The following is a 23,858-nucleotide window of genomic DNA, read 5'->3' as shown; positions in this document are numbered from 1 at the left end:
AAGTTTTTATTTTAGCATTAAAACTTTCTTTTTCTCAGCTTCAGCTACAGATAAGCATAAGAGACACATGACACAGTAACCTTTTAAAGGAATTCTACTCTTAGTTAATTTTAAAGTTTTCATTGGACAAACTTCAACACACTTTCCACATTTATTACATAGATAAGGTGAGTATTCAATTCTATTATATTCTTTACCATTATGTTCTATCTTACCTAATTTCAATGCCCCTGTTGGACATGCCACTGTACAGGCTCCACAGACTATACACATTCTTACTTCTTTCTTTTCAGGGTCTACAACTATAGCATCAGTTGGGCATACTGAAGCACACTTCTTTAATATATCATAATCCTCCTCTATAATAACTAAACCCTCATCAGTTATAGGATGTGGAGAACTGAATTTAACATCTAAATGTAATGCATCTACCGGGCAGATATTAACACACAATTGACAGGCTGGACATGCCTTTGGAGGTTCTACAACAAACTCTTCAGGGTTTGGTTTTATAAGTTTTATCTTATCTTTATTCCCAGGACAAACTTCAACACATTTTAAACAGTAAATACATTTTTCTTTATCAACTGTAAAGCTTTTGATTTCTTTTCTTCTCTTTTTAGGTATTTTTCCTGCAACAATTATAGCATTCCATGGGCATGTCTGAGCACAGATGCTACAGTAAATACATTTATTCTTATCTATTACTGCTTTTCCATCTTCTATTGTTATAGCATTCACAGGACATTCAGGAACACATAGTGAGCATCCTACACAGTCATCAGTAACATATATAGGTTCTTTAACCACAGGAATTTTTCTTTCTGGTTTATCTATAACTCCTGGTAAAGAGATGATCTCTATTGGGCAAGTTTCAATACATTTTAAACATAAAACACAGTGTCCCTTTGAATATGGAAACTCATCATCAACCTTCTTTATCCCTACACTACAAGCTTCTGCACAAGCTCCACATTTTTTACATTTTGATGGATTATAACTAATTCTTTTTAATTTTTTCCCATTTATTTCTGTTTCTTCAACAGTTAAAGCTCCTGTAGGGCAAACTTCTGCACATTTTAAACATAATGTACAAACTTTAAAGCTATCAATATCTATTGCCTTTGTAGGACACTCTGCCTGACATGCATAGCAAACCAAACAAGCGTCCTTTTGTATTTTAATCGGCATTATTTCACCTAAAAGTTATTATTAATAGTTAACCCTCCTCACTTAAGGAGGGATTGCTCACAACCTCCCATAAAGGGTTCGGTTGTGAGCTTATTCATCATCTTCATCTTTTTTATTATCTCTCTTTATAATAATATGTGCTGCACATGAGTATCAAGGATCATAAGCTCTTAAAACTACTTCTATTAAGTTTAATTTAACTTCATCTATCTTTTCACTCATAATTCTCACCTATTTGAATATTTCTTTAGCAGCCTGTTGTATGGCCTTTTCCATTGTAGGTACATTATGTGTGGTGGCCACAATCATGTTAGCCTTTGTTACAATACCATTATCATCAGTTTCATAGTTGTGTATTAAAACCCCTCTAGGAGCTTCCACAACTCCCACACCATTTCCAGCTTTTGGTTCAACATCAGCTTTAATATCATCAGAGGTTATATTATTATCATTTAAAAGTTCTTTAACCCTTTCACAAGCTTTTAACATTTCAACCATTCTGGCATAGTGGTATGCTAATGATTGATTTGCAGGAAATCCAAAAATGTCAAAGAACTCTTTTCTATATTCTTCAGCTAACTCTGTACCCATGTGATCACAGACATTTAGCATTGATAGTGGCCCCACTCTATAAATTCCATCAGGATACCCTATTTTTTTATAGAATGGATGTTTTACATAGTTATAGCTAACAACATGTTCTCCAATATAGTCTTTATAATCTTTAGCCTCAAATTCATCTTTTTCTTTACCATCAGGAGACAAAAATCTTAATTTTCCATCATAAAATTCATGTTTTCCATCATTAACTATACCTAAATACCATGTATCTATGACCCCTAGAGTTTTTACATAATTCATATACTGCTCTGTTAGTTTTTTAACAACTTCAATAGATTCTTTTGAATATTCAATCATTAAATCAATTTCTTTTAAAAGTTCATCTCTTTCTTCTTCAGAAAGCTGTTTTGATATTCCTCCAGGAATAGCTGTTATTGGATGAATGGCTTTTCCACCAACTATCTCAACTACCCTCTGCCCAAATCTTCTTAAAGCTATAGCTTTTTTGGCCAATTCTGGATCTTTATTTATTACCCCTATAATATTTCTTATCTTAGGATCAGCATCTACTCCTAAAATAAAGTCAGGTGATGCTAAGAAATAGAAATGTAAAGCATGACTGTGTATCATATTTCCTAATAACATTAACTCTCTAAGTTTTTTAGCTGTTTCAGGAATTTTTGCATCCCAAGCCATATCAACAGCTTTTACACTTGCAAGATGGTGAGCTGTTTGGCAGATTCCACAGATTCTTGTAACAATTCTTGGAACTTCTTCAGCAGGCCTACCTACAACAAATTTTTCAAAACCTCTTAAAGCTGTTATGTGTAATTTTACATCTATTGCTTTACCATCCTCTATTGTTAAAGTAACCTTACCATGCCCCTCCAATCTTGATAATGGCTCTATAGTCACTTTCATAATAACACCTTTATTTTATCTTTCTATTAATTAAAGCAGCTGGTAAGCAGAATCTATATAATAACCCTAACTTATCTGGGAGTTTTAATGCATGTTCTCCAGAGTTTGCTAATACATTAGCTGCCTTAGCTCCAAAGTCTAACACTGCATCAGTTTTTCCATAACAACCTCTACATGGCATACCTGATTTTGGACATTTTGCTCCACATCCTGCTCTTGTAGCAAATCCTAAGCATGGATATCCTTGTTCAAATAAACATCTTTCTGGATCTGGTTTTCCTTCAAATGGTCTTTTAAACTCTTTTGGATACACATTTTCTTTTTTTCTTGGACATTCATCACATACAATTTTTTGAGGGATTTTTGGCTCTTCTCCATTTAATATAGCTAATAAAGCATCTTTTATTATATTTGGACATGGAGGGCATCCAGGTAAAATGTAATCAACTTTTATTACATGTGAAATTGGTTTAACTACTTCAGTTAATTCAGGGATTTCTTCATTGGGTATCTCTTTATTTTCAGTAGTGTCAGTGGAATAAACAGTGTTTAATAAATCTTCCTTAGTATATAAATTTCCTAACCCAGGAATTCCTCCATAAGCTGCACATGTTCCAAATGCTACAACAATTTTTGATTTTTCTCTAATCTCTTCTAATAAGTGTTCATCATGTTCATTTCTTACTCCCCCTTCAACCAAGAAAACATCTATTCCATCAGGTATTTCTTTAGGATCAGCAATTATAGGAGCATAAACAATTTCAATGTTTGGTATAAGATCTAGTAATTGATCATGTAAGTCTAATAAAGATATGTGGCATCCAGAACATCCACATAGTTGAATCATTCCAATTTTTGCCAAATTATCACCTCAGAATTTTTAATATTTAAAAAAGAGCCCCTCACTTAGAGGGGGGTCTTCCCTCTGGTCCCTGTTAGGGTTCCCAGAGGGATCATCCCTTATTTATCTTTTTATTGTTGTTTAACTTTTAGAGGGTTGGGGCCGAGCTTTTTTAACCTTTCAGTCATTTCATTAACAGCTGCAACAAATTTATCTGCTTCAGCAGCTGACATTAAGAACATTTCCAACCTTTCTCCACCTATACCTAACTCATCTAGTATCATTTTAGCAAATTTAACTCTTTCCATAGCTCTTAAGTTCCCACTTTCATATGCACATTCTCCTACTTTACATCCAGCAACAAACACAGCATCTGCCCCTTTTTGGAAAGCTCTTAATGCATATGTAATATCAAAAGTTCCAGTACATGGAATTCTTACAATTCTAACAGTTGGAGGATATTGCATCCTACTAGTCCCAGCAAGATCAGCGGCCCCATACCCTCATTGGTAGCAACAAAATGCTATAATTACATAATCCTTCATCTTATCCCTCCTAAGAATTTTTTTAAATAAATAAAGTTATCTGCACCCTTTTAAGGGTGCTTCATCTAACTTTCTAACTTGTTATGTGCTTCCAACACTCCATCTATGAAGGCAATTATCTGTTTTGGTCTATAATACCTTAGCTCCATAGCTCCACTAGGACAAACTCCTGCACAAGATCCACAACCTTTACATGCAACATCATTAACTTTTGCTACAAGATGCCCTTCTTTTTCTACATAAGAAATCGCATTGTATGGGCAAACTTTACCACATGCCTCACATCCACCACAAATATCTTCATTAACTGTAGCCCTTATCATCTCAATCTTGAACTCTCCTTGAGCCATTGGTATGGATACTGCAGAAGCAGCTCCTTTAGCTTGAGCTACAGTGTCAGGAATATCTTTTGGCCCTTGTGCAACTCCTGCAATAGCAATACCATCAACTTTTGTATTAACTGGGGCTAATTTTGGATGTAATTCTTTAAAGAACCCATCTGGACTTAATTCTAATCCTAACATCTTAGCTAATTTTGGATTATCTTTTCTTGGAGATAATCCAGCAGATAATACAACTAAATCTGCCTCTATTTCAATTATCTCTCCTAATAATGTATCTTCTACTCTAACAATTAAATTCTTAGTTTCGGGATCTTCCAATATACATGCTGGCCTTCCTCTTATGAATTTAACTCCAAACTGCTCTTGAGCTCTTCTATAATATTCTTCATAACCTTTACCAAATGCCCTAATGTCCATGTAACAAATATAAACTTCAGTGTTAGGATCATGTTGCTTAATTAATTGAGCATTCTTTAAGGCAAACATACAACATATTCTTGAACAGTATGGTTTTCCTACTTTAGCATCTCTTGACCCTACACACTGAATAAATACAACTCTCTTTGGATGTTTTCCATCACTTGGCCTTATTTCATGCCCTCCTGTAGGCCCAGCAGGGTTTAACATTCTTTCTAATTCTAATGTTGTTATCACATTGTCATAAATTCCATATCCATACTCTTCTTTTAGTGTACAGTCAAATTCATCATAACCTACAGCACAGATTATAGTTCCAACTTTCAACTTAATTTCTTCAGGTTTTTGATCATATCTTATAGCTCCTGGACCACAAGCTTTGGCACACAATCCACATCTAATACAGTGTTCCATATCTATTGTATAAACTAATGGAACTGCCTGTGGGAATGGAACATAAATAGCTTTTCTCATACCTAAACCTAAATCAAACTCATTTGGTACTTCAATAGGACACACTTTAGCACAAGCTCCACAACCTGTACAAATATTTTCATCAACATATCTTGGTTTTTTCTCAATAGTAACTTCAAAGTTTCCTATGAATCCTTCAACTTTTTTTATTTCAGCGTAAGTGATTAATTCGATATTGGGGTGGTTTGCAACGCTAACCATCTTTGGGGCGAGAATTCACAGCGCACAGTCATCAGTTGGGAATGTCTTAGCAAGTTGAGCCATTCTTCCTCCAATAGATGGTTCCTTTTCAACTAAATAGACTTTATAACCTTGATCTCCTAAATCTAATGCAGCCTGAATTCCAGCAATACCTCCTCCAATAATAAGACAAGATTTATCAACTTTAACAACTTTTTGTGGAACATCTTCTAATCTCTTAGCTCTTTCAACACCCCCAGCAACAAGCTCCATTGCCTTTTTTGTTGCTGCTTCTTTATCAAACATGTGAACAAAAGAGCACTGTTCTCTAATATTAACAAACTCTAAGTAATATGGGGATAATCCTGCCTCTTGCAGACACTTTCTAAATGTTGGTTCATGTATTTTTGGAGTACAGGCGGCAACAACTACTCTATCTAAATTGTATTTTTTAATACACTCTTTTATCAAATTCTGTCCAGGATCTGCACACATAAATGGATAAGTTTTAGCTACTACAACTCCATCTAATTTTTCAGCAAAATCTCTTACAGCTTCACAATCAACTACACCATTAATGTTAGCTCCACAATAACAGACAAAAACTCCAACTCTAACCATAATCATCCCTCCAAATAAAATAGAACACCTAATAATTTATTATGCAGGAGTATATAAAAAGCTATATCCTTAAGATATTTAATATTGGTTATTAACATTTTTTATGTTCAAAATTGTGACTATAATTTACACAAAACCAAAAATTATATATAGAATTTTAATAACATATACATACCGAAGTTGTAGAACAAAAAAAAGGTGAGATGTATGAGCATGGCAGGAACTCCAATAGTAGTATTACCACAAAATGTAAAGAGATACGTTGGAAGAGATGCTCAAAGAATGAACATATTAGCAGGGAGAATAATTGCTGAAACCGTTAGAACTACATTAGGACCAAAAGGAATGGACAAAATGTTAGTTGATGAGTTAGGAGACATTGTAGTTACAAATGATGGGGTTACAATATTAAAAGAAATGTCTGTTGAACACCCAGCTGCTAAAATGTTAATAGAAGTTGCTAAAACCCAAGAGAAAGAAGTAGGAGATGGAACTACAACAGCTGTGGTTATTGCTGGAGAATTATTAAGAAAAGCTGAAGAATTATTAGATCAAAACATACACCCATCTGTTATAATTAACGGATATGAAATAGCAAGAAATAAAGCTATTGAAGAATTAAAGAAAATTGCTAAAGAAGTTAAACCAGATGACAAAGAAATGCTCAAAAAAATAGCAATGACTGCTATAACTGGAAAAGGTGCTGAAAAAGCAAGAGAAAAATTAGCAGAAATTGTTGTTGAAGCTGTTAGCACTGTTATTGATGATGAAACAGGAAAAGTTGAAAAAGATTTAATAAAAGTTGAGAAGAAAGAAGGAGCTCCAATTGAAGAAACAACATTAATTAGAGGAGTTGTAATTGACAAAGAAAGAGTTCACCCACAAATGCCAAAAAGAGTAGAAAATGCTAAAATAGCATTATTAAACTGCCCAATTGAAGTTAAAGAAACAGAGATTGATGCTGAAATAAGAATTACTGATCCAGCAAAAATAATGGAATTTGTTGAACAAGAAGAAAAGATGATTAAAGAAATGGTTGATAAAATAGCTGCTACTGGAGCTAATGTAGTCTTCTGTCAAAAAGGAATTGATGATTTAGCACAACACTACTTAGCTAAGAAAGGAATATTAGCTGTTAGAAGAGTTAAGAAGTCAGATATGGAGAAATTAGCAAAAGCTACTGGAGCTAGAATAGTTACAAAAATTGATGACTTAACACCAGAAGACTTAGGAGAAGCTGGGTTAGTAGAGGAGAGAAAAGTAGCTGGAGATGCAATGATATTTGTTGAAAACTGCAAACATCCAAAAGCTGTAACAATATTAGCAAGAGGTTCAACTGAACATATTGTTGAAGAAGTGGCAAGAGCTATAGATGATGCTATAGGAGTTGTTAAGTGTGCTTTAGAAGATGGAAGAATAGTTGTTGGTGGAGGAGCTACAGAAATAGAATTAGCTAAGAGAATTAGCAAATTTGCAGAAACTGTTGCTGGAAGAGAACAATTAGCTGTTAAGGCATTTGCTGAAGCTTTAGAAATCATTCCAAGAACATTAGCAGAAAACTCTGGATTAGACCCAATAGATATGTTAGTTAAGTTAAGAGCTAAACATGAAGAAGAAGGAGGAGAAGTTTACGGATTAGATGTGTTTGAAGGAGAAGTTGTTAATATGTTAGAAAGAGGAGTTGTTGAACCATTAAAAGTTAAAACACAAGCTATTGATTCAGCTACAGAAGCTTCAATAATGTTGTTAAGAATTGATGATGTTATAGCTGCAGAGAAGTCAGAGAAAGAAAAAGAAAAAGGACCTGGAGGAGAAGAAGAGGGAGGGGATGAATTCTAAATCCCTCTAAATAATTTTTTTATTAAACAAAAAATTAATTAATTTGAATTTATGAAATTACTGTTTTTGTTCTTACACAGCCTCCTCCATCACCTACGGGAACAGATTGGCCATTTTTTCCACAATAACCTACTGACAATTTTAAATCTTTAGTTATAGCATCTATTTTAAATAAAATATCTAAAATTTCCCCACTTAATCCAGCATCTTTTATAACCTCTTTCAACTCTCCATTTTCTATTTTATATGCCTCAACAGCTGAGAATTGGAAAAGCCCTTTACCAGTATCTACTTGCCCTCCTCTTGAACCTTTTAAAAACAATCCTTCCTTTGTATCTTCAATTAGCTCATCTAAACTCCAATCACCTGGCTCAATATAAGTGTTACTCATTCTAACAATTGGCCTGTTTAAACCTTCTGCTCTTCCATTACCTGTTAATTCCATATCCAACCTTCCAGCTGTTTCTCTTGAATGAAGGTAACTTTTTAAAATCCCATTTTCAATAATAACAGTTCTTTTTCCTTCAACTCCTTCATCATCATATTTATAAGATCCAAAACCATTCTCTAAAGTAGGGTCATCAATAACATTAACTATCTCACTTCCTACCTTTTGATTGAGCTTACCTTTAAATACACTGTCATTCTGTAAAACCAAATCAGCTTCAGCAGCATGCCCAACAGCTTCATGAATAAAAACTCCTGCTAATTCATGATCTAATATAACTTTAAATTCTCCTTTAGGACATGGTTTAGCTTTTAACATTCTTAAAGCTCTATCTTTAGCTTCTTTGGATTTGTTTAAATAATTGTCCTTAATATTCTCAAAACCAAATCCCCCAATTCTTTCAGAGGCATATTCTAATCTTCCATTTTCTTTAGCAACACAGCTCATATACATTATAGCCCTTCCCACTTCACCTTCAATAAATGAACCTTCACTATTAATGAATATCTTCTTTCCACAAATATCTGAATAACTAACAGAAATACTTTTAATCTTTTCATCTCTCATAGCTTTATATGATTCAATAGCTATTCTCTTTTTTTCTTCAATATCTACATCATATGGGGCTATTTTCCCAATTAATTTATATTTATCATTAATAGCTTTATAATCTTTTAAAATAACCTCTTTTTTGGTATTATCATTAGCTAATTTAGCCATTTTATATGCTTTTTTTATTAACTCTTCTAAATCTTCTATATTTTTTGATTTACAGAAACCCCATCCATTTTTATATAATACCCTAACAGCAATCCCTTTACCCATTCCAAAAGATATTTCCTCAAAAACTCCATCTTTTAATACTATGCTATTTGAATATCCACTATTTATCCTAACATCTGCATAATCTCCTATATCTAAAAGTTTAATAATCTTATCAATATCCAATATCTCACCTTTTCCACATCTTTGGATAAACATTTCTCTCCATAAACACTCTTTCAATATCTACAGCTTTTCCTTTTTCAGCAGTTAGCATTTCTTTACTACTCATTAGTGCTTTTCCAAAGCCAATAGCTTCTCCTTTTAAAGTTTCAACAACAACAATATCTCCTTTATTAATATCCTTACTTAACTTAGATATCCCTCTAACATAAACATCTGCTCCATGACATATAGCAGAAACAGCACTGTCTTTAACAACAACCTTTTTTAAATGCCTCAACCCATATTCTAATGGTTTTATTATTCTTCTTAATTCTTCTTCATCACCATCTTCTTTCCAAAATACATAAGCATCTAAAAGATCTTGTAAATAAACAGCATCATTCTCATCAAAAACTCCACTTTTTATTCTTCTCAACTCTTGCATATGTGCAGAGGTTCCTAAGGCCTCTCCAATATCTTCACAGAGTTTTCTAATGTATGTTCCTGATTGACATTTAACTCTAAACAAAACATCTCTACCTTCTTTATCTAATAATTCTATCTCATAAATCCTTCTTACCCTTAATCTTTTTTTAACAGCAGATTTTAATGGAGGTCTCTGATAAATTTTTCCAGTAAATTCTTTAAAGACTCTTAAAATATCTTCTTCACTAGCATCCCTATGTAAATGCATTAAGCAAACATATTCTTTTGGGGGGATGTGCCATAGTGGGATAGATTTAGTAGCTTTTTCTAAAGCTACTGGTAAAACTCCAGTTACTTTTGGATCTAATGTCCCACCATGTCCTGCTTTTTCAATGTTTAATATTTTTTTAACCCATGATGAAACTTCATGAGATGTGGGCCCCCTAGGTTTATCTATAACAACAACCCCATACTTGATTAAATCTTCTATCTTCCTATTATATGGATCTGAGCCATATTTCCAATTTGTTTCAGCTTCTTCTCTTACTAGTAAAATTATCTCACCTTCTTAACTAATCTTAAAAGCATAGCTATAATTCCTAAAAATAAAAATATTATTAACCATAGATAGTTATTAGTATTTAAACTTAAGACATACCCTATAACTGTAAATGCCATTAAAATAAATAAAAGTTCAAAAACTATATCTACCATAAAATTTATTTTAAAATCATAATAGATATTAAAAATTTTGGTGATATCATGAGAGCCACATTAGAGAGTGCCAAGGAGTTTAAGAAGGTTGTTGATACTGTTGCCCAAATATTAGATGAAATCTGTTTAATAGCTAATGAGGATGGGATAACTGCAAGAGCTATGGACCCAAGCCATGTAGCTCTTGTCTCATTAGAAATACCAAGATTGAGCTTTGAAGATTATGAAATAGAGGGAGAGAAAGAGATTGGTATTGATTTAGAAGCATTTAAAAAGATAATGAACAGAGCAAAATCAAAGGATAAGCTAATATTAGAATTAGATGAGGAGAAAAATAAGCTAAATGTCATATTTGAGAACTCTGGAAGAAGGAAGTTTAGCTTAGCTCTCTTAGACATATCAGCATCAGAAATAAAGATGCCAGAGATAGAGTATCCTGCTGTTGTCATGCTAAAAGGAGATGCTTTTAAAGAGGCTTTGAAGGATGCTGATTTAATAAGTGATTATGTTATCTTAAAAGTTGAGGATAACAAATTCATAGTTGAGACAAAAGGAGAATTAAATGATTTTTCAGCAGAGTTTGATGAGGATAGTTCAGCTTTAATATCAATAGAGAGCCAAGGGCATGCTAAAAGTGCCTTTAACTTAGAGTATTTATTAGATATGGTTAAAGGGATTAAAGCAGGGGATATTGTTAAGCTCTATTTAGGAACAGACATGCCATTAAAGTTAGAGTATAGCTTAGGTGGAGCTAATCTAACCTTCCTATTAGCTCCAAGAATAGAAGGCTGATGATCTATGTATAAAGAACTAAAAAATTATTTTTTTAATGAGATTAGATCAGATACTTTATTAAAGTTACCTGAAGATTTCTATGAAAAAGTTAGAGAATATATTAAAAAATTGGAAGATGAAAAAGAAAAAGAAAGGGCTAAATATTATTATAGGGAGTTAAGAAAGCTTAGGATATATAAAGCTATGTATTTTGATAGAGAAAATTTATTAAAGGAAGAAGAAGAGATATTAAATAAAATAGAATTCATAGAAGAGGAACCAAAAGGTATATATACAATAAAAGATATTGAAGTTGTGAAAGTTAATAAGCAGTTTCCACAATTCACTGATGGCAATTTTATTTATAATTTAAATAAAGAAGAAGTCATAACTTTAGATAAAAAGATAGCTACTATTCTTGAAAAACATGGTATTATCTCTAAATTAAGGGTGAGAATGTGAAAATACCAAAAAAAATCAGAAGGTATTGCCCATACTGTAAAAAACACACAATTCATATTGTAGAAAAAGCTAAGAAAGGGAAAGCAAGTGAATTAACTTGGGGGCAAAGACAGTTCAGAAGAGTAACAGCAGGATATGGAGGTTTCCCAAGACCTAAACCAGAAGGTAGATCAAAACCCGTTAAAAAAATCGATCTAAGATTTAAATGTACTGTTTGTGGGAAAATACATACAAAAGCAAATGGATGTTTTAGAGCAGGGAAGTTTGAAATAGTAGAGAAATAAAGGTGAGAAACAATGGATTTGGCAAAGATCATTCCACAGCCAAGATCAAGATTTATAAAAGTCCAATGTCCAGAGTGTAATAATGAGCAGATAATCTTTGATAGACCTGCAACACTTGTAAAGTGTGTGGTCTGTGGTACTGTTTTAGCTGAACCTACAGGGGGTAAAGGAAAAATAAAAGCTAAGGTTTTAGAAGTTCTTGAATAAAATTTATTTTTTATTAAAATATATTTAAAAATTTATATATGGTGATTATATGGATGTAGCCATTGTAGGAGCGTCTGGTTATACTGGTGGAGAGTTGTTAAGACTTTTAGCATTTCACAAAGAGGCTAATGTAGTTTCTATAACATCAAGGAGATTTAAAGGAGAAAAGGTTTATAAAGTTCATCCTCATTTAAGAAAATTTTATGATTTAACATTTACTGAAGATGTTAAAGATGCAGATGTAGTTTTTACTGCCCTTCCACACGGAACCTCTATGAAAGTAGTTCCAGAATTTTTAGAGAGGGGAATGAGGGTTATTGATTTAAGTGGGGATTATAGATTTGAAGATCTCTCTATTTATGAAAAATATTATAAGATTAAACATACAGGCTTACCAAATGTTAAAATAGTTTATGGGCTAACTGAAATATATAGAGAGGAGATAAAGAAGGCTCAACTTATATCTAACCCTGGATGTTTTCCAACAGGGGCAATATTAGCTTTATATCCATTAGTTAAGGAAGGTATAATAGAAGAAAATATTATTATAGATGCTAAGACAGGAATTACTGGTGCTGGAGCTAATCCTTCTGAAAGAACACACTTCCCATTTGTTAATGAAGATATTATAGCTTACAATATAACTACCCACAGACATAAACCAGAAATAGAAAAAGAGTTAAGAAAGGTAAATAATAAAATAAAAGTTTCTTTTGTACCTCATTTAAGTCCAATAAATAGAGGAATTTTAACAACTATTCATGGATTTTTAAAGGAAAAGATTGATAATGAGGAATTAATAGAGATTTATAAGAAGTTTTATAAAAATGACATATTTATAAGAATCTACAAAGATATTCCAAAATTATCATATGTTAGAGGATCTAATTTTTGTGATATTGGAGGATTTGGCATTGATGGAAAAAACTTGATTGTTATATCAGCTATTGACAATCTTATTAAAGGAGCTAGTGGGCAGGCTATTCAAAATATGAATGTTATGTTTGGAATTGATGAGAGTGAAGGGTTAATGAATGTTCCTATCAATCCATAAAATTTTTAATGGTGATAATTTATGCTAAATAAGATCTCTGAAGTTGTTTGGGAGTTGCCAAAAGATTATAAAAGCTGTATGAGAGTTCCTGGAAGAATATATTTAAATGAAATTTTATTAGATGAATTGGAAAAAGAAGTGTTAGAACAAATAGCAAATGTGGCTTGCTTACCAGGAATTTATAAATATTCAATTGCCATGCCAGATGTTCATTACGGTTATGGATTTCCCATTGGTGGTGTAGGAGCTTTTGACTTAAGAGAAGGCGTAATAAGCCCAGGAGGTGTTGGATTTCGACATAAATTGTGGTGTTAGATTAATAAGGACAAATTTAAAAGCTGAAGAAGTTAAACCAAAATTAAATGAACTTATAAAAACATTATTTAAAAATGTCCCTTCTGGGTTGGGAAGTAAGGGAATATTGAAGTTTAGTAAAGGAGAGATGGATGAAGTTTTAGAAGAAGGGGCAAATTGGGCTGTGAAAAATGGTTATGGATGGGAAAAAGATATTGAACACTTAGAAGAGCATGGATGTATGAAAGATGCTGATGCTTCTTATGTTTCTGATAAAGCTAAGGAAAGAGGAAGAGTTCAATTAGGTAGTTTAGGTAGTGGAAATCACTTTTTAGAAGTTCAATTTGTAGAAAGGATCTTTGATGAAGAAGCTGCTAAAGTGTATGGTATATTTGAAGGGCAAGTTGTAATTATGGTTCATTGTGGTTCAAGAGGATTGGGACATCAAGTGTGTACAGACTATTTAAGAGTGTTAGAAAAAGCTTCTAAGAAGTACAACATACAGCTTCCAGATAGACAGCTAGCATGTGCCCCATTTGAGTCAGAAGAGGGGCAGAGTTATTATAAAGCCATGTGCTGTTCTGCTAACTATGCATGGGCTAATAGGCAGATGATAACACACTGGGTAAGGGAGAGTTTTGAAAGTGTATTCAAAATACATGCTGAAGATTTGGAAATGGATGTTGTATATGATGTAGCCCACAATATAGCTAAGATAGAGGAGCATAATATTGATGGTAAGAGAGTTAAAGTTATTGTTCATAGGAAAGGAGCTACAAGAGCATTTCCTCCAGGACATGAGAGCGTACCTAAGGATTATAAATCCATTGGACAGCCTGTTCTTTTACCTGGAGACATGGGAACAGCATCTTATTTAATGAAAGGGACAGAGAAAGCCATGGAAGAAACTTTTGGTTCCACTGCCCATGGAGCTGGTAGAAAACTTAGCAGAGCAAAAGCATTAAAACTTTGGAGAGGAGCTGAAATAAAAAGAAAATTGTTAGAAAAAGGAATTATAGCTATGAGTGATTCAAAAGCTGTATTGGCAGAAGAAGCTCCCGAAGCATATAAAAATATTGATCTAGTAGCTGATACTTGTCATACAGCTGGAATATCATTAAAAGTTGCAAGAATGAGACCATTAGGTGTTATAAAAGGTTAGATATCTTCTAACTCTGTTATTATATAATTTCCATCTTTTCCATCAAATCCTCTAACCAAAAATGTTTTTCCATGAAGTTTTATTGCTATATCTTTTATTGTATCTTCAACTCCAAATTCCTCTAATATTTCTAAAATTCTTGGCATATATTTTTCAAGTGTTGAAAATGGAATGTAACATCTTTTTGAAACTGTTCCAAAGTGTATCTTTCCAAGAGCTTTTATTCTAACTATAACCTCTTCAGGATCCAATTCTCCACAGTTCTTACATATATAAACTAAACCTTTTGGCTTTATTTTAGCCTCTACTAAGCTATTGCAAATACTACAGTAATAATTTATGTATATATTGTCTGAAGATATCTCTAAGATTGCTGGAACTTTAACATCAAATACCTCTCCTCTATTGAATAACTCTTCCTTAGGGATTTCTGGAATTTCTCTAGGGTATTTTATCCCTTTAATAACTTTTTCTATAATCTTTACTGACTTTTCGTCAGTTACTCTACCAAATATTTCATAACATTTTCCTTTTTCTAATGGAATATTTGTTATAAAATTAGCTACTCCATCTTTATCAACTATAGTTCCTATATAGAATATACTACCATCTTCACTCTCCCTTTCTCTAATATCAACTACTTTAACTTTAGTAATTATCTGTGCATTTACAGGCAATTCTTTTATTTTTCCTAATACCATAAAACTTCACCTTACTATAATCTCCTCATTTTCCATTTCATAATCTTCATTATCTTGACTTTCCTCCTTTATTCCCTTTAATATTACTGAATCAACAAACTTCTTATGGACAATATATTCCTTAGGCTGTACTAAAACAGGAAGATCATTTAAAGTTAGAGAAATAGCTTTTCTTAACTCTCCTTTTTCATCTCTAAACTCTATTAAACCAAATCTTACAAATCCCCTAATAAATAATCCTGTGTATAATTCAGGATTTGCTTTAATTCCAAATAACCTTAATTTGCCCCAACCATAACCATCAAACACTCTAAATATTGTGTAATCCTTACCTGAACTTGTCTTACCATGCTGCACCCCTACAACTATTCCTACTATAATTCCTCTCTGTATTGGGGCTGAGTTTATTTCTAAATAAGTTATTCTCTCATCATCCTCCTCCACTCTTCTTAAATACTTAGGCCTACATATAGAAAGAGGTATGGGAACAGATGTTCTAAGCTCAGTACCTCTAACCAATTTTAAATCTTCAAGATTTCCTAAATAGGTTACATCTTTCTTAGGAAATGGCTCATATTTTCCTAAAACACTCTCATAGTCATCTGCAGTGGTTAATAAATAGGTTTCCTCTATCTCTTCAATCCCTTCATCAGTATAAACTGTAGAGTATCTAACAATTTCCACTTTTTCTTCATCTATTTTTATTTCATACCTCATATTATCACCTTATTTTATTATATCAAAATCTTTTTATAAAAACCTATTTATTGTTTATATTAAAATTTAAAAAATAAACTTTAGAAAAGGTGTAACCAATGGTCAAAATATTAATTACTGACCCTATACATGAGGAAGCTATAAAAATATTAAAAGAGCTTGGAGAAGTTGAGATAGCTACAGATTTATCTAAAGAGGAGCTTTTAAATAAAATTAAAGATGTTAATATTTTAATTGTTAGGAGTGGAACATATGTTGATAGGGAAATTATAGATGCTGGGAAGAATTTAAAAATTATTGCAAGAGCTGGAGTTGGAGTTGATAATATTGATGTTGATTATGCTACAGAAAAAGGTATTATTGTTGTAAATGCTCCAGATGCTTCATCCATTTCAGTAGCTGAATTGACTATGGGGTTAATATTAGCTGCAGCAAGAAATATCCCACAGGCGAACAATTCTGTTAAAAGTGGAAAATGGGAAAGAAAGAAGTTTAAAGGTATTGAATTGTATGGAAAAATTTTAGGAGTTGTAGGTCTTGGAAGAATAGGACAACAAGTTGTTAAAAGGGCTAAAGCATTTGGTATGGAGGTTATTGCTTATGATCCTTATATTCCAAAAGAAGTTGCTGAAAATTTAGGAGTTAAATTATTAAATGATTTAAATGAACTCTGTAAGATGGCTGATATTATAACATTACATGTTCCTTTAACACCAAAAACAAAACATATGATTGGTGAAGAGCAAATAAATCTAATGAAAAAAAATGCTATTATTGTTAATTGTGCAAGAGGAGGATTAATTGATGAAAAAGCTTTATACAAAGCTTTAAAAGAAAAAAGAATAAAAGCTGCTGCTTTAGATGTATTTGAGAAAGAGCCTCCAAAAGACAATCCATTGTTAAAATTAGACAATCTCATCTGTACACCACATTTAGGAGCATCTACTGAAGAAGCTCAAAAGGCTGCTGGAATTATAATAGCTGAGCAAATAAAAAAAATATTAAATGGAGAATTAGCTGAAAATGTTGTTAATTTTCCAAGCCTACCAAAAGAAAAGTTAGGGAAATTAAAACCATATATGTTGTTAGCTGAAACCCTTGGGAATATAGTTATGCAAGTATTAAATAGAGTTGATAGAGTTGAGATTATATACATGGGTTCCCTTACAAAAGAGAACACTGATTTAATAACAAGGGCTTTTTTAAAAGGTTTATTATATCCTATACTATTAGCAGGAGTTAATTTAATTAATGCACCAATTATAGCTAAAAGTAGAAATATTAATGTTATTGAAAGTTATACAACAGAGAAAAAATATGGAGATGCTATAAAGATAATTGCTGAAGGAGATAGAAGATTCTCAATAGTAGGGGGAATAATTAATAATAAGTTTGTTATATTAGAAGTAGATGGTTATGAAGTTAACTTTATTCCAGAAGGAGTTTTGGCTATAATTAAACATATTGACAGGCCAGGAATGATTGGAAAAGTGGGAATGATATTAGGTGAATATGGAATAAATATAGCAAGTATGCAGGTTGGTAGGAGAGAACCTGGAGGAGAGGCAGTAATGTTAATTAACTTGGATCATCCAATTTCTGAAGAGGTTATAAAGAAAATTAAAGAAATTCCAAATATTAAAGATGTAGCTGTTATTAATCTATGGTGAAGAATATGAAAGTTAAAATTCTGGATACAACACTAAGAGATGGAGAACAAACTCCAGGAGTTTCTCTAACACCATATGAGAAACTGGAGATTGCAAAAAAGATTGATGAATTAGGAGTTGATATTATTGAAGCAGGTTCTGCAATAACATCAAAAGGAGAGAGAGAAGCAATTAAAATGATTGTTAAAGAAAATCTTAATGCTGAAATCTGCTCATTTGTCAGAGCTTTAAAAGTTGATATTGATGCTGCATTAGAATGTGAAGTTGATAGTGTTCATTTAGTAGTTCCATCCTCCCCAATCCATATAAAATATAAATTAAAGAAATCTGAAGATGAAGTTTTAAAAACTGCTACTGATGCTGTTGAATATGCCAAAGATCATGGTTTAATAGTTGAACTTTCTGCTGAAGATGCAACAAGAGCTAAAGAGGAGTTTCTAATAGAGTTATTCAATAGAGGAAAAGAGGCTGGAGCTGATAGGTGCTGTATCTGTGACACAGTTGGAGTTTTGACACCTCAAAAAGCTGAAAGGTTATTTAAAAATATTTCAGAAAAGGTAGATTTACCAATTGCAGTGCACTGTCATAATGATTTTGGGATGGCAACAGCTAATACATGCTCTGCCATTTTTGCTGGAGCAGTGGAAGCTCATGTGACGGTGAATGGTATTGGTGAAAGAGCTGGAAATGCTGCTTTAGAAGAGGTTGTTACAGCTCTAAAATTCCTTTATAATATTGACACAAATGTAAAATTAGAAAAACTTTATGAAGTTTCAAGATTTGTGGCAAAAATGATGAAGTTGCCTGTACCATTTAATAAAGCTATTGTAGGAGATAATGCCTTTGCTCATGAGGCAGGAATTCATGTTGATGGATTAATAAAAAATACTGAAACTTATGAACCAATAAAACCAGAAATGGTAGGGAATAGAAGGAGAATTATATTAGGAAAACACTCTGGTAGAAAAGCACTGAAATATAAGTTAGATCTTATGAATATAGAGGTTTCAGAGGAAGAGTTAAATAAGATATATGAAAAAATTAAGGAGCTTGGAGATCTTGGTAAGTATATATCAGATACAGATTTATTAGCTATAGTTAGAGAGGTTAAGGGATCAGGTATAGAAGAGAAAATTAAGTTAGATGAACTCACAGTAGTTTCAGGGAATAAGATAACACCAATAGCATCAGTTAGATTACACTATAGAGGAGAAAATAGACATTTAATAGAAACTGCCTATGGTGTAGGTCCTGTTGATGCAGCCATAAATGCTGTTAGAAAGGCAATAAGTGGAGTAGCTGATATTAAGTTAGAAGAATACTCTGTTAAATCTATAGGTAGTGGAACTGATGCAATAGTTGAGGTTAAAGTCAAGCTAAGAAGAGGTTCAGAAGTTGTTGAAGTTGTTAAATCTGATGCTGATATTATAAAAGCTTCTGTAAATGCTGTAATGGAAGGAATAAATTTATTACTATTGTGAGGTGAGATATTGAAAATCTACTTAAATGGAAAGTTTGTTGATAAAGAAGAAGCAAAGATTTCTGTTTTTGATCATGGTTTATTATATGGAGATGGGGTTTTTGAAGGAATAAGGGCTTATGATGGAGTAGTTTTTATGTTGAAGGAACATATTGATAGACTTTATGACTCAGCAAAAGCTATATGTTTGGATATTCCATTAACTAAGGAAGAAATGATAGAAGTTGTATTAAATACCCTTAGAGTTAATGGATTAAAAGATGCATATATTAGGCTAGTTATAACCAGAGGAGAAGGAGATTTAGGTTTAGATCCAAGAAAGTGTAAAAATCCAAATATTATATGTATAGCTGTCCCAATGGATCCATTACTTGGAGAGGATGGAATAAGGGTAATAACAGCATCTGTAAGAAGATTACCTGTTGATGTTTTACCTCCAGCAGTTAAATCTTTAAACTATCTAAATAGTATATTAGCTAAGCTACAGGCCAATTATGCTAATGTTGATGAAGCTTTTCTATTAGATGAAAATGGATTTATTGTTGAAGGAACAGGAGATAATATTTTTGTCGTAAAGAACAATATTTTAAAAACCCCTCCTGTTTATTACAGTGTTCTAAAAGGAATAACAAGAGATGTAGTTATAAAATTAGCTAAAGAAGAAGGAATAGAAGTTAGAGAAGAACCATTAACATTATATGATCTTTACACTGCTGATGAAGTTTTTATAACAGGAACTGCTGCTGAAATAGTTCCTGTATTTGAAATAGATGGTAGGAAAATAAATAATGGAAAAATTGGTGAGATTACAAAAAGATTGAAAGAGAAATTTAAAGAAGTTAGAAAAAAATGGGGAATTAAGATTTAATAACTTTTCCCATATATGGCCCAATTCTTTTGTATCCTAATTTTCTATAATATTCTCTAACTCCTATTCCACTAGTTACTAATATCTTATTTTTATCAAACTCCTCTTCCGCTACCCTTTCAGCTTCCATTAATAACTTTCTACCAAACCCCATATGTTGCAAAGATAACTCCTCAAACTCTCCTTTTAATGGTTTTTCTGGACCACAAACATGTAATTGCCTAACTAACATTGTCTTTTCATCTATTTCTTTTCTAAATGGTTTATAAGGTTCTCTTAGCCTTAAAAATGCTATTAAAATATCATTCTTAACATCTTCAAATGATAAGAATATCTCCACACCATTACTAGCTTCATATTCTTCTCTACATAGTTTAACATGTTTTAAATCTGGTATTATTCCTCTTTTATACATAACATGCCCAACTTCTCTACACCTAATACACCTACATTTTATATTTTTTTCCTCTAAATACTTATAAACTAACTCTCCTAAATTGCTCTTTTTTACTCCATCAACTATTACAGTAGCAGGTATATCTCTTTGAATTCTTGAAGTTCTTACCCATTTTGGCATTATTGACTTTGCATATGCTATAACCTCAATAGCTTCTTCTTCTCTATATGGTTTATATTCTCCTTTCTTCCACAACTCATAAAGTTCAGTACCTTCAATAACTAAGCATGGATATATTTTGACCATATCTGGCCTAAAGTCTGGATTCTCAAATATTTCTTTAAACATTTCCTTATCTTTATCAATATCACTTCCTGGCAATCCAGGCATAATATGGTAAGAAACCTTCAATCCAGAATCCTTTAAAAGTTGAGTAGCTTTTATAGAATCTTCAACAGTATGTCCTCTTTTACAGAATTCTAGAATCTCATTATATATTGTTTGAACCCCTATTTCCACTCTTGTAGTGCCTAATTTTAACATTTGGTTTATATCTTTCTCTTTACAGTAATCAGGTCTTGTTTCAACACATAAAGCTACACATCTGTGTTTTGCTGTCTCATTAATTTTTTGTGCTTCTTCTAAGCTTTTACTTTCTTTTTCATTTAATGCATCCAAACATCTTTTAATAAACCAATCTTGGTATTCTATATTTCTAGCAGGAAAAGTTCCTCCCATTATTATTAGCTCAATTTTATCAATAGGATGTCCAATTTTCTTAAACTGCTCTAATCTAGCTTTTGTTTGTAAATATGGATCAAAATTAAACATTAAACCTCTCATTGTTGCTGGTTCTTTTCCAGTGTAACTTTGAGGGACATCTCCAAAACAGCTATTAACTCCACCGGGGCAGAATATGCACTTCCCATGGGGGCATTTTGATGGAGATGTCATAACTGCTACAACAGAAACTCCAGAAATGCTTCTTACAGGCTTTTTTCTCAATAATGGAATAAGAATTCTTTTCTCCTCTTCATTAGCGTATTCTAAAATTTCTGATGTAGATGGGAAGCTTAATCCTCTAAACTCTCTTAAACATTCTCTTTTAATTCTTTCAATCTTTTTTTTATCTAATTTTTCTCCTCTTTTATATGCCTCCAATAATTTATTGATCAATGTTCTTATCATCTTCTCTCTCATAGTCATCATCAAAAGATTCTCTAAATACTGTCCATAGGGCTATCAAAGCTGCAGGAATTGCATGCTCTGTAGCAAATGTCATGTGAGGGGATAAATCAATAATATAATCAGCAAATCTAAAAACCCCTTTTGGAATCCCTTCTCTAGAACCACAAAATACAACTATTTCTTTCTTTTTCTTTAAATCTTCTTTTAATTTATCTTTTATTTTTATTATTTCCTCTCCTTTAGGATCTGTTATAATTAACAGTCTATTATTTCTTCTCTTATCTCTAACAGTCTGATATAAATCATGGACATATACTGGTACTTTCTTTATTTCAAATGGATATGCCTTTTTTTGAATTTCATATCTTGATATTTGTCCAATTTTTACACCTTTAATGAATTCCATTAATTCATAAGCATCAACTTTATCTTTAGGAGCTATAATAAGTTCTTTAACTTCAAAAGCTTGAGCAGATCTTCCAATAGCTTCTCCAAACTTTCTACAAGCTTTAATATCTTCTAAATAAGGTAATTGGACAATAGAAATTTTTTTAAATAAAGTTCTTGCATTTATCTTCTCTTTGGTATATTTTTTACCTTTATACTCATCTTTTTTACCTATACAAATATAAGTTTTATGTTTAAAAACTTCAACATAAATGACTTTATCAGGGTTTGTCAAATTAACTTCAGCATTTGTGAGATCTTTTAACTTTGCACCTAATACTATATTCACATCAACAGAATTAAAATCTTGTTTACCTCTCTTTTTAGTTTCTACAGCAAATGTCTCATTCTCATTAATATGCTCTTTTATTTTTTCAGCCATATTAACAATCTTTTCAAAATCTGTTTCAACTTCATAATCTACTTTTAAAACACTATCAACTTCAGGTATTTGTAGTATTTTATCCCTTATGTCTTCTTCAGCCTCAACTATAACAATTCCTTGATAACCATCAGGGGAAGTAATATAGTTAAAATTTTCTACTAAATCTTTTAAATGATTAACAACTATGTTTTCTAAACCCCTTTCAGTTTTTATTATAAATTTCATATTTTATCACCTTACATATGTTTATATAAAAGAGTAACAGTATAACTACCAAAAAACCATAGTTTATTCCTATTTCACAATAAATTAATAATAGAGAGGCATAGATAGAATATAACTTCCAATCACCCTCATATAAAAACTTTGATATTATTCCAAATATAATTGAAAAAATTGGTGAAAAAATATTAAAGTCCATATAAACAGTACCAAACATTGTTGTTGTAAAATTGTGTTTGTAACTAAATAATAATTCTCCTATTTTTTCTTCCCCTCCTGGAGTTAAAATTATAGAACCGTAAGTTGTTATATGATTTTCTATTATACTTTTAAATATATAAAGATCAAGATATGCTCTATAACATAAAACTTCAATTGTGCTGAGCTTCCAACACTGGCCAGATGTAGATAAAATAATTTTATTCATTATTAATATCAGTAATATTAAAATGCTACCAAAGATAGTTATTTTTTTTATAGGATACTTTTTATAAATTAAATATGAGGTAAATAATATTACAGGCCCTACTTTATAACCAGTTAATGAGAGAATAACTAATGATAATAAAAAATATTTCCAACTCTCTATTCCAGAATATGCTAAAGCTCCTAAAGATATTATTCTTAATGGTTCATAATTTATTAGCATTCTTACATTATAATTTAATAATGGAATTGCTTTATACTTAATAACTAACAATAGAAATGATAGCACACCAATTACAAATAGAAATATATTAAATATTTTTTTATAATAATATTTTAGAAATATCTCCACAACTATAAAAATGAAAATAACATACAATATTGATAAAAATAAACATTTTGTAATAACAAAAGCTCCATAAAATGATATAAAGGCTAATAATATAGAGGATATATAATATATTGTTTTATTTATTTTTACTTTTATATCTAATATAAATGGGATTGAAAAAGTAAGAATATTTGAAAGTATAATAAAAATTATTTTAAATATAGAAAAACCTAACTTATCATAATAGGGGAATGCTAATAGAAAAATTATTAAATGCCCTATAAATATTATATTTACTGGATGTTCTATTTTAAACGCTTTTTTAAACATATTATAGTAC

The 23,858-nt window shown here is 31.6% G+C and carries 22 protein-coding genes and 1 pseudogene; 10 read left to right on the top strand and 13 right to left on the bottom strand.

Translation table 11 applies throughout. The features are described from left to right. Positions 1-6: 6 nt before the first annotated feature. From vhuB to METVI_RS07165, 5 genes are all read right to left on the bottom strand, one after another. Entirely contained in the window at positions 7-1,191 is a 1,185-nt protein-coding gene (gene vhuB / locus METVI_RS0104450; RefSeq protein ID WP_004589823.1) for a F420-non-reducing hydrogenase associated-polyferredoxin VhuB, read from the bottom strand. A 231-nt stretch (positions 1,192-1,422) separates the two neighbouring features. Beyond that, entirely contained in the window at positions 1,423-2,676 is a 1,254-nt protein-coding gene (gene vhuA / locus METVI_RS0104445) for a F420-non-reducing hydrogenase Vhu subunit A (protein WP_026152897.1), read from the bottom strand. A gap of 7 nt (positions 2,677-2,683) precedes the next feature. Further along, positions 2,684-3,535, bottom strand: coding sequence for a F420-non-reducing hydrogenase subunit VhuG (gene vhuG, locus METVI_RS0104440; protein ID WP_004589825.1), 852 nt, complete (start codon positions 3,533-3,535; stop codon positions 2,684-2,686). Between the two features lie 110 nt (positions 3,536-3,645). Next, positions 3,646-4,059, bottom strand: coding sequence for a F420-non-reducing hydrogenase iron-sulfur subunit VhuD (vhuD, locus tag METVI_RS0104435; RefSeq protein ID WP_201763955.1), 414 nt, complete (start codon positions 4,057-4,059; stop codon positions 3,646-3,648). Between the two features lie 65 nt (positions 4,060-4,124). Continuing rightward, on the bottom strand, positions 4,125-6,101 hold the full coding sequence (locus METVI_RS07165; RefSeq protein WP_081606188.1) for a CoB--CoM heterodisulfide reductase iron-sulfur subunit A family protein: 1,977 nt from the start codon (positions 6,099-6,101) through the stop codon (positions 4,125-4,127). Positions 6,102-6,302: 201 nt separating this feature from the next. Here METVI_RS07165 and thsA point away from each other — a divergent pair, with 201 nt between their 5' ends. Then, positions 6,303-7,934, top strand: a complete 1,632-nt coding sequence (thsA, locus tag METVI_RS0104425) for a thermosome subunit alpha (protein ID WP_004589827.1) — start codon at positions 6,303-6,305, stop codon at positions 7,932-7,934. A 49-nt stretch (positions 7,935-7,983) separates the two neighbouring features. Here thsA and METVI_RS0104420 read toward each other — a convergent pair whose 3' ends face one another. The 3 genes from METVI_RS0104420 to METVI_RS07315 are packed head-to-tail and all read right to left on the bottom strand — an operon-like array spanning position 7,984 to position 10,449. Beyond that, positions 7,984-9,363 carry a TldD/PmbA family protein gene (locus METVI_RS0104420; protein WP_004589828.1) on the bottom strand — a complete coding sequence of 460 codons (1,380 nt, stop codon included), beginning with the start codon at positions 9,361-9,363 and terminating at the stop codon, positions 7,984-7,986. Next, positions 9,335-10,294 (bottom strand): RNA-guided pseudouridylation complex pseudouridine synthase subunit Cbf5, encoded by a 960-nt coding sequence (locus tag METVI_RS0104415; protein WP_026152895.1) that lies wholly within the window; start codon positions 10,292-10,294, stop codon positions 9,335-9,337. The genes METVI_RS0104420 and METVI_RS0104415 overlap by 29 nt, the downstream gene beginning before the upstream one ends. Continuing rightward, positions 10,291-10,449, bottom strand: coding sequence for an AtpZ/AtpI family protein (locus METVI_RS07315; protein WP_017981063.1), 159 nt, complete (start codon positions 10,447-10,449; stop codon positions 10,291-10,293). Before METVI_RS07315 ends, METVI_RS0104415 begins: the two co-directional genes overlap by 4 nt. 48 nt (positions 10,450-10,497) lie before the next feature. Between METVI_RS07315 and METVI_RS0104405 the strand changes: the two genes are divergently transcribed. The 6 genes and pseudogenes from METVI_RS0104405 (at position 10,498) to METVI_RS07160 (ending at position 14,686) form a co-directional block, all read left to right on the top strand. Next, entirely contained in the window at positions 10,498-11,241 is a 744-nt protein-coding gene (locus METVI_RS0104405) for a DNA polymerase sliding clamp (protein ID WP_004589830.1), read from the top strand. Positions 11,242-11,247: 6 nt separating this feature from the next. Next, the gene (locus METVI_RS0104400) at positions 11,248-11,685 is read left to right on the top strand and encodes a DNA replication complex GINS family protein (RefSeq protein WP_004589831.1); all 438 of its coding nucleotides are present in this window, start codon (positions 11,248-11,250) and stop codon (positions 11,683-11,685) included. Then, positions 11,682-11,969, top strand: a complete 288-nt coding sequence (locus tag METVI_RS0104395; protein WP_004589832.1) for a 50S ribosomal protein L44e — start codon at positions 11,682-11,684, stop codon at positions 11,967-11,969. The genes METVI_RS0104400 and METVI_RS0104395 overlap by 4 nt, the downstream gene beginning before the upstream one ends. 18 nt (positions 11,970-11,987) lie before the next feature. Further along, a complete protein-coding gene (locus tag METVI_RS0104390; RefSeq protein WP_394296180.1) occupies positions 11,988-12,176 on the top strand; it encodes a 30S ribosomal protein S27e in 189 nt (62 codons plus the stop codon). Between the two features lie 49 nt (positions 12,177-12,225). Next, positions 12,226-13,230, top strand: coding sequence for an N-acetyl-gamma-glutamyl-phosphate reductase (argC, locus tag METVI_RS0104385; protein WP_004589834.1), 1,005 nt, complete (start codon positions 12,226-12,228; stop codon positions 13,228-13,230). Positions 13,231-13,251: 21 nt separating this feature from the next. Next, positions 13,252-14,686, top strand: a pseudogene (locus METVI_RS07160) (RtcB family protein). Here the strand turns inward: METVI_RS07160 and METVI_RS0104375 are convergent. Together METVI_RS0104375 and METVI_RS0104370 are read right to left on the bottom strand one after the other, a co-directional pair. Next, entirely contained in the window at positions 14,683-15,387 is a 705-nt protein-coding gene (locus METVI_RS0104375; protein WP_004589836.1) for a hypothetical protein, read from the bottom strand. The pseudogene METVI_RS07160 and the gene METVI_RS0104375 overlap by 4 nt on opposite strands. A 6-nt stretch (positions 15,388-15,393) precedes the next feature. Beyond that, the gene (locus tag METVI_RS0104370) at positions 15,394-16,104 is read right to left on the bottom strand and encodes a hypothetical protein (RefSeq protein ID WP_004589837.1); all 711 of its coding nucleotides are present in this window, start codon (positions 16,102-16,104) and stop codon (positions 15,394-15,396) included. A gap of 98 nt (positions 16,105-16,202) precedes the next feature. Between METVI_RS0104370 and serA the strand changes: the two genes are divergently transcribed. Genes serA through ilvE form a run of 3 tightly spaced genes read left to right on the top strand, consistent with a single transcriptional unit; the run spans position 16,203 to position 20,122 of the window. Then, on the top strand, positions 16,203-17,774 hold the full coding sequence (gene serA, locus METVI_RS0104365) for a phosphoglycerate dehydrogenase (RefSeq protein ID WP_004589838.1): 1,572 nt from the start codon (positions 16,203-16,205) through the stop codon (positions 17,772-17,774). Positions 17,775-17,779: 5 nt separating this feature from the next. Next, the gene (locus tag METVI_RS0104360; protein WP_004589839.1) at positions 17,780-19,255 is read left to right on the top strand and encodes a (R)-citramalate synthase; all 1,476 of its coding nucleotides are present in this window, start codon (positions 17,780-17,782) and stop codon (positions 19,253-19,255) included. 9 nt (positions 19,256-19,264) lie between these two features. Continuing rightward, entirely contained in the window at positions 19,265-20,122 is an 858-nt protein-coding gene (gene ilvE / locus METVI_RS0104355; protein ID WP_004589840.1) for a branched-chain-amino-acid transaminase, read from the top strand. On the opposite strand, the gene METVI_RS0104350 is transcribed toward ilvE, so the two are convergent. The 3 genes from METVI_RS0104350 to METVI_RS0104340 are packed head-to-tail and all read right to left on the bottom strand — an operon-like array spanning position 20,112 to position 23,848. Then, complete coding sequence (locus METVI_RS0104350; RefSeq protein ID WP_004589841.1) at positions 20,112-21,719, bottom strand: tRNA uridine(34) 5-carboxymethylaminomethyl modification radical SAM/GNAT enzyme Elp3; 1,608 nt, start codon at positions 21,717-21,719, stop codon at positions 20,112-20,114. The two genes, ilvE and METVI_RS0104350, sit on opposite strands and share 11 nt — an antisense overlap. Next, entirely contained in the window at positions 21,685-22,764 is a 1,080-nt protein-coding gene (locus tag METVI_RS0104345; RefSeq protein WP_004589842.1) for an SPOUT family RNA methylase, read from the bottom strand. The genes METVI_RS0104350 and METVI_RS0104345 overlap by 35 nt, the downstream gene beginning before the upstream one ends. Then, positions 22,742-23,848 carry an O-antigen polymerase gene (locus tag METVI_RS0104340; RefSeq protein ID WP_004589843.1) on the bottom strand — a complete coding sequence of 369 codons (1,107 nt, stop codon included), beginning with the start codon at positions 23,846-23,848 and terminating at the stop codon, positions 22,742-22,744. Before METVI_RS0104340 ends, METVI_RS0104345 begins: the two co-directional genes overlap by 23 nt. Between the last annotated feature and the right edge of the window lie 10 nt (positions 23,849-23,858).

The sequence above is a fragment of the Methanocaldococcus villosus KIN24-T80 genome, from assembly GCF_000371805.1.
Taxonomy (GTDB): domain Archaea; phylum AGJL01; class Methanococci; order Methanococcales; family Methanocaldococcaceae; genus Methanocaldococcus; species Methanocaldococcus villosus.
This window is presented reverse-complemented; position numbering and strand designations above follow the sequence as displayed.